The sequence below is a fragment of the Mesorhizobium sp. Primo-A genome (assembly GCF_003997175.1).
Classification (GTDB): Bacteria; Pseudomonadota; Alphaproteobacteria; order Rhizobiales; family Rhizobiaceae; genus Mesorhizobium; species Mesorhizobium ciceri.
This window is the reverse complement of record NZ_RZTG01000018.1, coordinates 41399-54384: the sequence shown is the minus strand read 5'-3', so window position 1 is coordinate 54384 and position 12986 is coordinate 41399. Positions and strand designations below refer to the sequence as shown.

The following is a 12986-nucleotide window of genomic DNA, read 5'->3' as shown; positions in this document are numbered from 1 at the left end:
CAGGGATTTTGACCATGGCCAAGAAAGCAACCAAGACCATCACCGTTGAGCAGATCGGTTCGCCGATCCGCCGTCCGAAGGAACAGCGCGCGACGCTGGTCGGCCTCGGCCTCAACAAGATGCACAAGCAGCGCACGCTGGAAGATACGCCCTCCGTGCGCGGCATGATCGCTGCCGTCCAGCATCTCGTCCGCGTCGTGGACGAGGGCTGAGCCAGAGCGCAGGAGAAGTCAGATGAAACTCAACGATCTGCGTGACAAGGACGGCGCGACGCACTCCAAGAAGCGTCTCGGCCGTGGTATCGGCTCCGGCTCCGGCAAGACCGGCGGTCGCGGCGTCAAGGGCCAGAAGGCGCGCTCCGGCGTCGCCATCAACGGCTTCGAGGGTGGCCAGATGCCGCTCTACCGGCGCCTGCCGAAGCGTGGCTTCAACAACATCTTCGCCAAGAGCTTCACCGTCGTGTCGCTGGCCCGCATCCAGGTGGCCATCGACGCCAAGAAGCTCGACGCCAAGGCAACCGTGACGGCTGAATCGCTGGTTGCCGCCGGCGTCATCCGCCGCGTCAAGGACGGCGTGCGCATCCTCTCGGATGGCGAGATCAAGGCGAAGCTCGCCTTTGACGTCGCCGGCGCCTCCAAGGCCGCGATCGAGAAGATCGAAAAGGCCGGCGGTTCGGTCAAGCTGCCGCAGGAAAAAGCAGCTGCCGAGTAACGGCAATTTGAAGCGCGATCGGCAGGAGTGGGATCCGTTTTTGCTCACGATTTCGCTTTGATCTGCTCAACGAGGCGGCCGCGTCAACGCGGCCGCTTGCATGTTTAGAGCCCGGAGCTTATCTCGTGAGCTTCGGTGAAACGCGCCGCCTGACCTCAGGGCCATCAAGCGTTACCAAGCGGAGAATCAGGCATGGCTTCGGCTGCTGAACAATTAGCCTCGAATCTGAATTTCTCGGCCTTCGCCAAGGCGGAGGATTTGAAGAAGCGCATCTGGTTCACGATCGGCGCGCTGCTGGTTTATCGCCTCGGCACCTACATCCCGCTTCCCGGTATCAATCCCGACGCCTTCGCCCAGGCCTTCTCTTCGCAGAGCAAGGGCGTGCTCGGCATGTTCAACATGTTCGCCGGCGGCGCCGTGCAGCGCATGGCGATCTTTGCGCTCGGCATCATGCCTTACATCTCCGCCTCCATCATCATGCAGCTGATGACCTCGGTCATCCCGTCATTGGAAGCGCTGAAGAAGGAAGGCGAACAGGGCCGCAAGGTCATTAACCAGTACACGCGCTACGGCACCGTGCTGCTTGCGCTGGTTCAGGCCTATGGCATTTCGGTCGGTCTGGAAGGCGGCAACGGCATCGTCAGTGACCCCGGCATGTTCTTCCGCATCTCGACCGTCGTCACGCTGGTCGGCGGCACCATGTTCCTGATGTGGCTGGGCGAGCAGATCACCGCCCGCGGCATCGGCAACGGTATTTCGCTGATCATCTTCTCCGGCATCGTCGCCGGCCTGCCGCACGCCATCTCCGGCACGCTGGAGCTTGGCCGCACCGGCGCGCTGTCGACCGGCCTGATCCTGGCGATCATCGTGCTGGCTATCGTCGTCATTGCGCTCATCGTGTTCTTCGAGCGCGCCCAGCGCCGCTTGCTGATCCAGTATCCAAAGCGCCAGGTCGGCAACCGGATGTTCCAGGGCGATACCTCGCACCTGCCGCTGAAGCTCAACACGTCGGGCGTCATTCCGCCGATCTTTGCCTCGTCGCTGCTTTTGCTGCCGGCCACCGTCGCCGGCTTCTCGCAGACGACGAACCTGCCGGCGTGGGCAAGCACCGTGCTCGCCTCGCTCGGCCACGGCCAGCCGCTCTACATGCTGTTTTATGCGGCGATGATCGTGTTCTTCGCCTTCTTCTACACCGCGATTGTCTTCAACCCGAAGGACACCGCCGACCAGCTCAAGAAGCATTCGGGCTTCATCCCGGGCTATCGTCCGGGCGAGCGCACCGCCGATTATATCGATTACGTTCTCACCCGCATCACCGTCGTCGGCGCCATCTATCTGGTGCTGGTGTGCCTGCTGCCGGAGTTCCTGATCTCGGCGACTGGCGTACCGTTCTACCTTGGTGGCACATCGCTTCTGATCGTGGTCAGTGTCACGCTCGATACGGTTGCGCAGATTCAGGGTCACCTGATCGCGCACCAGTATGAAGGCCTGATCAAGAAGTCGAAGCTGCGCGGGGGGAAGAAAGCCAGATGAGGTTGATATTGCTTGGGCCGCCAGGAGCGGGCAAGGGGACGCAAGCACAAAGACTGGTAGAAAAACACGGCATACCCCAGCTCTCGACGGGCGACATGCTGCGTGCTGCCGTCCAGGCAGGCACCGAGGTTGGCAAGCGCGCCAAGGCGGTGATGGATGCCGGTGAACTGGTGTCCGACGCGATCGTCAACGCGATCGTCGCTGAGCGTATCGATCAGCCCGACTGCGCCAAGGGGTTCATCCTCGACGGCTATCCGCGGACCCTGGTGCAGGCGGATGCGGTCGAGCAGATGCTGTCGGATCGCTCGCAGGGGCTCGACGCCGTCATTGAACTCGTGGTCGACGACAAGGCCCTGGTTGGCCGGATCGTCAAACGCGCCGACGAGGCGCAGGCCGCCGGCCTTCCCGTTCGCAAGGACGACAATCCGACCGTGTTCGAAGAGCGCCTGAGGGAATACTACAAGAAGACGTCGCCGCTGATTGGCTACTACTATGCCAAGGGCAAGCTCCGCAGTGTCGATGGCATGGCCGATATCGACGCCGTGACGGAACAGATCGAAGCGGTGCTCAAGGACGCGGTGCGGGGAAATTAACGATTGCACTTGACGGAGGCGGTTCGCTGCGGTATGGCGGCCCGTCTTCCTATCAGGCATGAGCTTTGCTTGTCCGCAAGGGCAAGGCAGCCGCATTGAACTGGAAACTCCCGCATGGGCCGGCCTCCACCGGACGCGGGGCAACTTAAGACAGCGCCGAGCCTACCTTGTTTTTGAGGATTGGCCGGCCCACATGGAGAAGGGAAGAACATGGCTCGTATAGCCGGCGTCAACATTCCGACCAACAAGCGCGTTGTCATTGCGCTTCAGTACATTCACGGCATTGGCAAGCGGTTCGCCCAGGAGATCGTCGACAAGGTCGGCATCCCGGCCGAGCGCCGCGTCAACCAGCTGACCGACGCGGAAGTGCTGCAGATCCGCGAGACCATCGACCGCGATTACCAGGTTGAAGGCGACCTGCGCCGCGAAGTCTCGATGAACATCAAGCGGCTCATGGACCTCGGCTGCTACCGCGGCCTGCGTCACCGCCGCTCGCTGCCGGTCCGCGGCCAGCGCACGCATACCAATGCGCGCACCCGCAAGGGCCCGGCCAAGTCGATCGCCGGCAAGAAGAAGTAATTTTTTTAGGGGAATAAGGGAGTAGGGGAGTAAGGCAGTAGGGAATGCCCGCCAGTCGGGTCGCGTTTTTCCCTACTCCCTTGCTGCCCTATTCCCCTACTCCCTTACGAAGGTGGAGCCGCTGGCATTACGGCGGTGTAGAGATCAACTGAAAGGACTATCATGGCCAAGGAAGCCGCTCGTGTTCGCCGTCGCGAACGCAAGAATATCTCGTCGGGCGTTGCCCACGTCAATTCGACCTTCAACAACACGATGATCACCATCACCGATGCGCAGGGCAATTCGATTGCCTGGTCGTCTGCCGGTGCTCAGGGCTTCAAGGGTTCGCGCAAGTCGACCCCGTTCGCTGCCCAGATGGCTGCCGAGGATGTTGCCAAGAAGGCCCAGGAACACGGCATGCGCATGCTCGAAGTCGAGGTCTGCGGACCCGGCTCCGGTCGTGAATCGGCACTGCGCGCCCTGCAGGCGGCCGGCTTCACCATCACCTCGATCCGTGATGTGACGCCGATCCCGCACAATGGCTGCCGCCCGCGCAAGAAGCGTCGCGTCTAAGCATTTACCGAACGCCGCGCGAGCGCCCTTGGGCGCTCCTCCGCGGCATTCCAGGTCGCCCGCCACGATTGGATGGTGGCGGGTCAACGGAAGGAAAGCATCATGATCCAGAAAAATTGGCAGGAACTGATCAAGCCGAACAAGATCGAGTTCTCGTCGAAGAAGAAGACGCTGACCACGCTGGTCGCCGAGCCTCTCGAGCGTGGCTTTGGCCTGACGCTGGGCAACGCGCTGCGCCGCGTGCTTCTGTCTTCGCTGCGCGGTGCGGCTGTTACCGCCGTGCAGATCGACGGCGTTCTACATGAATTCTCGTCCATCGCCGGTGTGCGCGAGGACGTGACCGACATCGTCTTGAATATCAAGGAAATCGCCATCCGCATGGAAGGCGATGGTCCCAAGCGCATGGTCGTTCGCAAGCAGGGACCGGGTGCGGTTCTTGCCGGCGACATCCAGACGGTTGGCGACGTCGAGATCCTCAACCCCGACCACGTCATCTGCACGCTGGACGAAGGCGCTGAAATCCGCATGGAATTCACCGTCGACACCGGCAAGGGTTACGTGCCGGCCGACCGCAACCGCGCCGAAGACGCGCCGATCGGCCTCATCCCGGTCGACAGCCTTTATTCGCCGGTCAAGAAGGTCTCCTACAAGGTCGAGAACACCCGCGAGGGCCAGGTTCTCGACTATGACAAGCTGACCATGACGATCGAGACCGACGGTTCGATCACCGGCGAGGACGCAGTGGCTTTCGCCGCCCGCATCCTGCAGGACCAGCTCGGCCTGTTCGTCAACTTCGACGAGCCGCAGAAGGAAGTCGCTGCCGAGGCCGTCACCGAGCTCGCCTTCAACCCGGCGCTGCTCAAGAAGGTCGACGAACTCGAGCTTTCGGTGCGTTCGGCCAACTGCCTGAAGAACGACAACATCGTCTATATCGGCGACCTGATCCAGAAGACCGAAGCCGAGATGCTGCGCACCCCGAACTTCGGCCGCAAGTCGCTGAACGAGATCAAGGAAGTTCTGGCGGCGATGGGCCTGCACCTCGGCATGGAAGTGCCGGACTGGCCGCCGGAAAACATCGAAGACCTCGCTAAGCGTTACGAAGACCAATATTGAGCATGAATTCCAAGGATCGGCGGCGTGGGCCGCTCGATCCGACGGTCATGCGGAAAACCATCAGAGGCCGCGGCCTCTTGAACAACTGAAGAAGGAAAAGAGCCATGCGCCACGGTTTCAAAGGCCGCCGCTTCGCCCGAAGCATTAGCCATCGCAAGTCGATGTTCGCCAACCTCGCCGTGTCGCTGCTCGAGCACGAGCAGATCGTCACAACCTTGCCGAAGGCGAAGGACCTGCGTCCGATCGTCGAGAAGCTGGTGACGCTCGGCAAGCGTGGCGACCTGCACGCCCGCCGCCAGGTCATTGCCCAGATCGGCAATGAAGGCGTCGTCAAGCGTCTGTTCGACACCATCGCGCCGCGCTACGCCAACCGCAATGGCGGCTATCTGCGCATCATGAAGGCGGGCTTCCGTCACGGTGACAACGCCGCCATGGCTGTCATCGAGTTCGTCGATCGCGACGTCTCGGCCAAGGGCGCCGGCGACCGCGCTCGCATCGAGGCCGAAAGCGCTGATGCGGACGCCGCAGCCGCATAAGGCTCGGTTTTCCCAAATGAGTTCAAAGGGGCCTGCGGGCCCCTTTTTGTTTTCTGAAAGCAGCAAACCGCGCCGGAATCCGATTTCCGGGCATGCCCCTGGGGTTTTGGCCCAAAATAGTCGGATTTCAGCGGCTTAGCCTTTCATTTTGCACAATCGTCGGGACAATGCCCCCGAACTTGCCTTGGAGGATTCGCGAATGCGCGCCAGAAGACTGCCCTTTGTTCTGCTTTTCGCCATCATGGCGTTTGCGGCCGCACCGGTGGTCAGGCAGGCATTGGCCGAGGAGACCAAGACCGATCCCGGCCTGTCCGATGTGCTGACCGACCTGCTGCATGGCGTCGAGGGCGAGAACGCGACGTCCGGTCCCGACAAGCGCGTGCCGTTCGGCCGCGAGGAGGTGCAGCTGTCGTTTGCGCCGCTGGTCAAGCAGACGGCGCCGGCGGTGGTCAACGTCTATGCCTCGCAGACCGCCAAGGTGACATCGCCTTTCGACGGTGATCCGTTCTTCGAGGAATTCTTCGGCCGCTCGCAGCCGCGTGCGCAGTCTTCACTGGGTTCCGGCGTGCTGGTCGATCCGACCGGCGTCGTGGTCACCAATTACCACGTCATCAAGGATGCCGACCGGGTCAAGGTGGCGACCGCTGATGGGCGTGAGTTCGACAGCAAGGTGCTGCTCAAGGACGAGACTCTCGACCTTGCCGTGCTCAAGATCACCTCGGACAAGCCGTTTCCGGTCATTGCCATCGGCGATTCCGACGCGCTCGAGGTCGGCGACCTGCTGCTGGCCATCGGCAACCCTTTCGGCGTCGGCCAGACCACCACCAGCGGCATCGTCTCGGCACTGGCCCGCAGCCATATCGGCGTCTCCGATTCCAGCTTCTTCATCCAGACCGACGCCGCCATCAATCCCGGCAATTCCGGCGGCGCGCTGATCAACATGGGCGGCCAGCTGGTCGGCATCAACACGGCCATCTACAGCCGCAGCGGTGGTTCGATCGGCATCGGCTTCGCCATTCCCTCGAACATGGTTCGCGCCTTTGCCGACGCGGCCAAGGCCGGGCTCGACTTCTTCGAACGGCCCTATATCGGCGCCGAGTTCGAAGCGGTGACGCCGCAGATCGCAGAATCGCTCGGCATGGAGAAGCCGACCGGTGCGCTGGTCTCGTCGGTCGAGGCGACCGGACCGGCCGCCAAGGCAGGGCTCAAGCCCGGCGACGTGGTGCTGCAGCTCAACGGCAAGCCGGTCGAGAGCATCGAAGCGCTGGACTACCGGATGGCGACGCTGTCGATCGGCACCACCGCCAATTTCGCGGTTCTGACCAAGGGCCAGCAGGCGGCGATGGATATCGCGCTGGAGCGTGCTCCGGAAGGCATGAAGGCTGCCGAGGTGACGCTGCATGGCCGCAGCCCGTTCTCGGGCGCCAAGGTCGCGGAGCTGTCGCCCCGGCTCGCGCAGCGGCTTGGCCTGCGCACGGACATCAAGGGCGTCACCGTGGTCGACATCAACCGCGATTCACCGGCCGCCGATTTCGGCTTCCAGCCGGGCGACATCGTGCGCGAGGTGAACGGCACCACCATCGATACCGCAGCGACCCTGGAGCTGGCGGCCAAGACGGATACGCGCTGGTGGCGCTTTACGGTCGAGCGCGGCGGGCAGATACTGCGTCAGGTGTTGCGTTATTAGGGCTGGGTTCCGTGCATTCGGGCTCATGCTCCAACGAAAAAGAAGTGCATGGCCGATCTGTTCAGCGTCGATGAACCGGAAAAGACGCCGCCTGGGCGGCCGCTGGCCGACAGGCTGCGGCCGAGGAACCTTGGCGAGGTCGTCGGCCAGGAGCATCTGACGGGGCCTGACGGCGCGCTGACCCGGTTGATCGGTTCCGGCTCGCTCGGCTCGATGATTTTCTGGGGGCCGCCCGGCACCGGCAAGACCACCGTGGCGCGGTTGCTCGCCGGTGAAACGAGTCTCGCCTTCGAGCAGATATCGGCTGTCTTTTCCGGCGTCGCCGACCTGAAAAAGGTGTTCGAATCAGCCAAATTGCGCCGTGCCAATGGCCGCCAGACCTTGCTGTTCGTCGACGAGATCCATCGCTTCAACCGCGCGCAGCAGGACAGTTTCCTCCCGGTCATGGAGGACGGGACAGTCGTGCTGGTTGGCGCCACGACCGAAAACCCGTCCTTCGAACTGAATGCCGCTTTGTTGTCACGCGCGCGCGTTCTGGTCTTCCATTCGCTTGGCGAGGAGAGCATCTCCAAGCTGATGGCGCGGGCGGAGGAGACCGAGGGCAGGGCGCTGCCGCTCGACGACGAGGCGCGGGCCATGCTCATCCGCATGAGCGATGGCGACGGCCGCGCCTCTCTTACCCTGGCAGAGGAAGTCTGGCGAGCAGCCAAGCCCGGCGAGGTCTTCGATTCCGAGGGTCTGCAGCGCATCGTCCAGCGCCGCGCGCCAATCTACGACAAGGGCCAGGACGGCCATTACAATCTGATCTCGGCGCTGCACAAATCGGTACGCGGTTCAGATCCTGACGCGGCTCTCTACTATCTCGCACGCATGTTCGATGCCGGCGAGGATCCGCTCTATCTAGGCCGCCGGCTGGTGCGCATGGCCATGGAAGACATCGGCCTTGCCGACCCGCAGGCGCTTGTCGTCGCCAATGCCGCCAAGGATGCCTACGACTATCTCGGCTCGCCCGAGGGCGAACTCGCCTTTGCCGAGGCCACCGTCTATCTCGCCACCGCGCCCAAATCCAACGCCGTCTACAACGCTTTCAAGGCCGCCACGCGGGCCGCCAAGGAACACGGCTCGCTGCTGCCGCCCAAGCACATCCTCAACGCGCCGACCAAGCTGATGAAAGAGGAGGATTACGGCGCGGGCTACCGCTACGACCATGACGAGCCGGATGCCTTTTCGGGGCAGGATTATTTTCCGGAGAAGATGGGTCGCCAGACCTTCTATGATCCGCCCGAGCGCGGCTTCGAGCGCGATATCAGGAAGCGGCTCGATTATTGGGCAAAGCTGCGCAAAGAGCGGGAATAGCCGGGTTGCGTGAGGCTATTGACCAGATCCAGCAGGCAGCCAGCCGGCCGCGGTAGCAGGGCCGTTGTGTGGTAACCCAAAAAACCTTATCAAGGCGCACGACCGGGCGGTGGCCATTGCCTTGATTTGGGCACCTCATTCGCAACAGGATCGCGCTTGGCGCGTGGAAAAATGACAAAAAATCTTCGCAAATCCCTTCGCAAATTCGCCATTGCCATCCCGCTTCTCGCCCTTGGCTTCTATTTCATCCCCATCCTGACGACGATCTTCATCGTCTGCGGCCTGATCGACGTGCTGCGCAACGACCGCAAGGATCTGTCGCTGTTCTCAGGCTATTTTCTCGGCAACGGCCTGTTCACCTGGCTGCTTTCGCCGTTCAACCTGCTGGTCGACCTCTTGTGCTACAGAAATCCTGGCGTGTGGAAGCTGGAGCAGTTTCCCGCCGACTATCAGCGCGAGGTCAACGAGGTCCTGGACATCTTCAAGGCGCGCAAGGATGAGATCATCGCCGATATCGATGCCAATTTCGGCGCCGGCCGGCGCGGCATGTATGTCTACCAGTGGTACGGCAAGCACAGGATCGACAACGTCGCCGAGTTCAACAAGGATTTCAAATACATCAAGACCATCGCCGTTTCCGTCTTCAGCAAGCGCGAATCGACGTCCTGGCATTTCGGCCCGCTGCGGCTCAGCTTGCGCATCCTCTACAATCTGATCCCGGTGAAGTCGGAGATTTTCGTCGAGTGCGGCAACGTCAAGAATTACTGGTACGACAATCCGCTGTTCATCTTCGACGACACGCTGCTGCATCGCTCGGTCAACGAGTATGACGGCCGCCGCTACTGCGTGTTCATGGACATTATCAGGCCATCGCCGGTTCCCCGCCTCATCGCGGGTATGCTGGCCATCGTCTCGGTGAGCGTCGAGCGCATCAATTCCATGTTCTACAAGAACTGGAAAATGATCGGTTCGACCAAGCCGAAGAATGCCGGGACGACCTGAGCTTTGGAAAATCGGCGCTGCCGGCCCTGCCGGCAGCGTTTGGGTGCTCTGCATGTGAGACTTGGCCAATCCTTGTCGGCCGCTCATGCGCCGGAACGGATCCTGGCTGCATAAACGGTAGTCCGGGCTGGCTTTGATAGTTCTGCCTCTTCTCCTTCTGGCGGCCGCAAGTGACGAAGAACAAATCTCTCGGATTTTGGGCAACGACATATGTGTGCACCGCTCTTGTGGGAATTGCTCTTGCTCTCATCTATGTAGAGCTTGAACAGCCTGTCTATTACTGGGACTTCGCTGCCTATTTCGACACGTTTAGCCGGCAGGGCACGCTCTTGGTTCAGAGCCCTCTCGAGTGGCTCAGCCATTTGAGGACCTCGATCGCCACCGACGACTACAGTGCGGCGATCCTGGTGCCGCTGATGCCGTTTTACATCATTTTTGGCGATTCGAGGTTTTCCTACATCGCCGGAATAGTCGCTGTTTACCTGGTTCCGACCGCTCTTCTCATCGGCAGAACAAGCTATCTGGAGGCGGCGACCGGGACGCCTTCATGCCGAAGCTGGCTCACCGTATGGATTGCGGCCTTTCTCTACACGCCCTTCTGGGCGGCGACGCTTCGTGGGTTGCCGGACATTGCCGGCTGTCTCGCGCTTTGCGCGGCAACCTATTTTCTCTGGAAATCGAGGTTCCTGACCCGTGAACCGGTGATCAGCGGCATGCGTGTCGGCGTATGCCTGTGGTTGGCATTCGTGCTGCGCCGCTGGTATGCTTATCCCGTCATCGGGGTCGGAACTTCCGCGGCCTTCTTCTGTTTTCTGCAGGTCGCGAAAGACCGCGACGTCCCGGCACTCCGCAATGCCGCCGTCGGGGGCCTGTGTGTGATCCTCGTGGTTGTCGGAGCCGCGCTGACCTTCCAGCAACCCCTGGTCCTCAAGATACTGGGAACCAGCTATGGCGACCTTTACAGCGGATACAAGACAAGCTTCGTTTCACAGGTTGACCAGGCAGGATCGCGGCTCAGCTATGTGAACTGGCTGTTGATCGTATTTGGCGCTTACATCTCCATCATACGCCAAAACAGATTTTCCCTGTTCTGTGCCGTTGCTTCGGTACTTACCTTCTTCCTCTTCACCCGCATGCAGGACCCGGATCGCCACCATTCGGTGCCAATGTTTCTTTGGCTTTTTCCTGCCTACGCCCAGGCAATCGTTGCGATCGTTTCGATGCCGGCGCTGAGATCGCGATGGTCGAACGCCGCGATAGCCGTTGCCGCCGTGCTGGCGTTTTTCGGTACTTTTTTCCCAATTGGCCGCCAGGTGCTGTCACCGATCAGCTACGTCTTTGCCAGGGAAGCCACGCTCCCGCTGCAACTCGACAATCTTCCAGAATACAGGCGTCTTATCGATGACCTTCTTGGAAAGATGGGACCTGGGGACCGGTTGTCGGTATTTGCGTCCAGCGGGATCATGAGCGACTCATTGCTCTATGAAATGGACAAGGACCTTTACCCTCGCATCGAGTGGGCTTGTCAGGTCGATAGTCGCGATCGATTCAGACCGGCGGCGTTGAAGTCCAAATACGTTGTCGTGACCGATCCGCCCGTTACCCATCTGCAGCCGGGTGCGCAGCTCTGTGTCTCGATACCGGACCAATACATTGTCGAGGGCAAAGGCATCGGCGCAGCATACAGGCGCATCGCGGCGTACCAGCTGTCCGGCGACGTCAAGGGCTACCTCTACGAACAGGCGCGCCCTATCGGCAAAACGGAGATCGATGACCTCTATAACGAGTTCAGGAAAAAATATCCGGGATGGGCAACGCCTGAGTGGTGACGAGCTCGGCTGGTCCGTGCGGTTGCGCCCACAACGAGGGATTGACCGGGCAGCCCTGCGGGGGCAGTAAACGGTCATGTTCAATCTGTTTCTCGTCTTCCTCGGTGGCGGCATCGGTGCCGGGATTCGTCACCTTACCAACATCGGCGCGCTGCGTTTTGTCGGCCCCAACTATCCCTGGGGCACGATGGCCATCAACGTCATCGGCTCCTTCGCCATGGGGCTGTTCATCGCCTCCATGATGCGCCGTGGCGGATCGAACGAGGTCAGGCTGTTCGTTGCCACCGGCATTCTTGGCGGCTTCACCACCTTCTCAGCCTTTTCGCTCGATTTCGCGACGCTGTGGGAGCGGGGAGCCACGCTGCCTGCGCTGGGTTATGCCCTTGCCAGCGTCATTGGCGCCATTATCGCCCTGTTTCTGGGACTTTGGCTCGCAAGAAGCCTGCCTTAGTGCTATTGCCGCGCCAAGAACAGGCCGAGCTTGGCTCGGGAAACGGATAAGCGACAAAAAACATGGCAGGCGTTGAACAGATCACGGTGGAAGCCGGCGAGGCGGGCATGCGGCTCGACCGCTGGTTCAAGACCCATTTCCCGGGCCTTGGTTTCGGCCATTTGCAGAAGCTTCTGCGCTCCGGCCAGATCCGTGTCGACGGCGGCCGGGTCAAGGCCGACACCCGTGTCGAGCCCGGCCAGATGGTTCGCGTCCCACCGCTCGAGGTTGACAAGAAGGGCGAGAGTGCGCTGACCGGCCACTCGATCCGCAACCAGGGCGATGCCGATGTCCTGTCGAAAATGCTGATCCATGAAGACCCTAAGGTTTTCGTCTTCAACAAGCCGGCGGGCCTTGCGGTGCAGGGCGGCTCGGGCGTCACCCGCAATGTCGACGACATGCTGGAGGCCTGGCGCAACCAGAAGGGCGAGAAGCCCAGACTGGTTCACAGGCTTGACCGCGACACTTCGGGCGTGCTGGTCGTCGCCCGCACCCGACTGGCCGCCATGAAGCTCTCGGAAGCATTTCGCGCCCGCGAGACCAAGAAGACCTATTGGGCGCTGGTCAAGGGCGTGCCGCCCAAGCGCGAGGACAAGATCTCGACCTGGCTGATCAAGGAGCCGACGCCGGACGGTGACCGCGTGCGGGTCGCCGCGCATGGCGAAAAGGGCGCCGACCACGCCGTCTCTTATTACCGGATCATCGAGCAGGCGGCGCAGACGATGACCTGGCTGGAGATGGAGCCTTATACCGGCCGCACCCACCAGCTTCGCGTTCATGCCGCCTACATCGGCTGCCCGATCCTGGGCGATCCGAAATATTTCGAGGCCGACACCAATTGGGACTTTCCCGGGGGCATTCAAAACCGCCTGCATCTGCACGCCCGCCGCATCATCATTCCGCATCCCGACAAGGGCGTCATCGATGTCACGGCGCCAATGCCACCGCATATGCGCCAGAGCTGGAACCTGATCGGCTTCGACGACGCCAGCGCGGAGGACTGAT

14 protein-coding genes are annotated in these 12986 nt (G+C 61.5%); all 14 read left to right on the top strand.

Annotation, left to right across the window (positions count from 1 at the left end):
- Positions 1-14: 14 nt before the first annotated feature.
- The 14 genes from rpmD to EOC83_RS28060 all read left to right on the top strand — a co-directional run bounded on the left by rpmD (position 15) and on the right by EOC83_RS28060 (position 12985).
- The gene (rpmD, locus tag EOC83_RS28125) at positions 15-212 is read left to right on the top strand and encodes a 50S ribosomal protein L30 (protein WP_006205449.1); all 198 of its coding nucleotides are present in this window, start codon (positions 15-17) and stop codon (positions 210-212) included.
- 22 nt (positions 213-234) lie between these two features.
- Positions 235-711, top strand: a complete 477-nt coding sequence (gene rplO, locus EOC83_RS28120) for a 50S ribosomal protein L15 (RefSeq protein ID WP_013531434.1) — start codon at positions 235-237, stop codon at positions 709-711.
- Between the two features lie 192 nt (positions 712-903).
- Entirely contained in the window at positions 904-2244 is a 1341-nt protein-coding gene (secY, locus tag EOC83_RS28115) for a preprotein translocase subunit SecY (protein WP_013531435.1), read from the top strand.
- Positions 2241-2837 carry an adenylate kinase gene (locus EOC83_RS28110; protein ID WP_013531436.1) on the top strand — a complete coding sequence of 199 codons (597 nt, stop codon included), beginning with the start codon at positions 2241-2243 and terminating at the stop codon, positions 2835-2837. Before secY ends, EOC83_RS28110 begins: the two co-directional genes overlap by 4 nt.
- Before the next feature lie 210 nt (positions 2838-3047).
- Positions 3048-3416 (top strand): 30S ribosomal protein S13, encoded by a 369-nt coding sequence (rpsM, locus tag EOC83_RS28105; RefSeq protein WP_013531437.1) that lies wholly within the window; start codon positions 3048-3050, stop codon positions 3414-3416.
- Between the two features lie 162 nt (positions 3417-3578).
- Complete coding sequence (rpsK, locus tag EOC83_RS28100; RefSeq protein ID WP_006205444.1) at positions 3579-3968, top strand: 30S ribosomal protein S11; 390 nt, start codon at positions 3579-3581, stop codon at positions 3966-3968.
- A 102-nt stretch (positions 3969-4070) separates the two neighbouring features.
- On the top strand, positions 4071-5081 hold the full coding sequence (locus EOC83_RS28095) for a DNA-directed RNA polymerase subunit alpha (RefSeq protein ID WP_013531438.1): 1011 nt from the start codon (positions 4071-4073) through the stop codon (positions 5079-5081).
- A 104-nt stretch (positions 5082-5185) separates the two neighbouring features.
- A complete protein-coding gene (gene rplQ / locus EOC83_RS28090; protein WP_013531439.1) occupies positions 5186-5617 on the top strand; it encodes a 50S ribosomal protein L17 in 432 nt (143 codons plus the stop codon).
- A 199-nt stretch (positions 5618-5816) separates the two neighbouring features.
- Complete coding sequence (locus EOC83_RS28085; protein WP_013531440.1) at positions 5817-7304, top strand: DegQ family serine endoprotease; 1488 nt, start codon at positions 5817-5819, stop codon at positions 7302-7304.
- A 48-nt stretch (positions 7305-7352) separates the two neighbouring features.
- A complete protein-coding gene (locus EOC83_RS28080; RefSeq protein ID WP_063168069.1) occupies positions 7353-8660 on the top strand; it encodes a replication-associated recombination protein A in 1308 nt (435 codons plus the stop codon).
- A gap of 171 nt (positions 8661-8831) precedes the next feature.
- On the top strand, positions 8832-9662 hold the full coding sequence (locus EOC83_RS28075) for an aspartyl/asparaginyl beta-hydroxylase domain-containing protein (protein WP_063168068.1): 831 nt from the start codon (positions 8832-8834) through the stop codon (positions 9660-9662).
- A gap of 170 nt (positions 9663-9832) precedes the next feature.
- Complete coding sequence (locus tag EOC83_RS28070; RefSeq protein ID WP_063168067.1) at positions 9833-11491, top strand: hypothetical protein; 1659 nt, start codon at positions 9833-9835, stop codon at positions 11489-11491.
- Positions 11492-11567: 76 nt separating this feature from the next.
- Positions 11568-11942 carry a fluoride efflux transporter CrcB gene (gene crcB / locus EOC83_RS28065; RefSeq protein WP_063168066.1) on the top strand — a complete coding sequence of 125 codons (375 nt, stop codon included), beginning with the start codon at positions 11568-11570 and terminating at the stop codon, positions 11940-11942.
- A 62-nt stretch (positions 11943-12004) separates the two neighbouring features.
- Positions 12005-12985, top strand: a complete 981-nt coding sequence (locus EOC83_RS28060; protein ID WP_024505072.1) for an RluA family pseudouridine synthase — start codon at positions 12005-12007, stop codon at positions 12983-12985.
- The last annotated feature ends 1 nt before the right edge of the window (position 12986 follow it).

What these genes read in the sequence shown, in the direction of transcription:
- rpmD (WP_006205449.1), top strand. Translation starts at nt 15, where the DNA reads ATGGCCAAGAAAGCAACCAAGACCATCACCGTTGAGCAGATCGGTTCG.
- EOC83_RS28085 (WP_013531440.1), top strand. Translation starts at nt 5,817, where the DNA reads ATGCGCGCCAGAAGACTGCCCTTTGTTCTGCTTTTCGCCATCATGGCG.
- secY (WP_013531435.1), top strand. Translation starts at nt 904, where the DNA reads ATGGCTTCGGCTGCTGAACAATTAGCCTCGAATCTGAATTTCTCGGCC.
- crcB (WP_063168066.1), top strand. Translation starts at nt 11,568, where the DNA reads ATGTTCAATCTGTTTCTCGTCTTCCTCGGTGGCGGCATCGGTGCCGGG.
- rpsM (WP_013531437.1), top strand. Translation starts at nt 3,048, where the DNA reads ATGGCTCGTATAGCCGGCGTCAACATTCCGACCAACAAGCGCGTTGTC.
- EOC83_RS28075 (WP_063168068.1), top strand. Translation starts at nt 8,832, where the DNA reads ATGACAAAAAATCTTCGCAAATCCCTTCGCAAATTCGCCATTGCCATC.
- EOC83_RS28080 (WP_063168069.1), top strand. Translation starts at nt 7,353, where the DNA reads ATGGCCGATCTGTTCAGCGTCGATGAACCGGAAAAGACGCCGCCTGGG.
- rpsK (WP_006205444.1), top strand. Translation starts at nt 3,579, where the DNA reads ATGGCCAAGGAAGCCGCTCGTGTTCGCCGTCGCGAACGCAAGAATATC.
- EOC83_RS28110 (WP_013531436.1), top strand. Translation starts at nt 2,241, where the DNA reads ATGAGGTTGATATTGCTTGGGCCGCCAGGAGCGGGCAAGGGGACGCAA.
- rplO (WP_013531434.1), top strand. Translation starts at nt 235, where the DNA reads ATGAAACTCAACGATCTGCGTGACAAGGACGGCGCGACGCACTCCAAG.
- rplQ (WP_013531439.1), top strand. Translation starts at nt 5,186, where the DNA reads ATGCGCCACGGTTTCAAAGGCCGCCGCTTCGCCCGAAGCATTAGCCAT.
- EOC83_RS28060 (WP_024505072.1), top strand. Translation starts at nt 12,005, where the DNA reads ATGGCAGGCGTTGAACAGATCACGGTGGAAGCCGGCGAGGCGGGCATG.
- EOC83_RS28095 (WP_013531438.1), top strand. Translation starts at nt 4,071, where the DNA reads ATGATCCAGAAAAATTGGCAGGAACTGATCAAGCCGAACAAGATCGAG.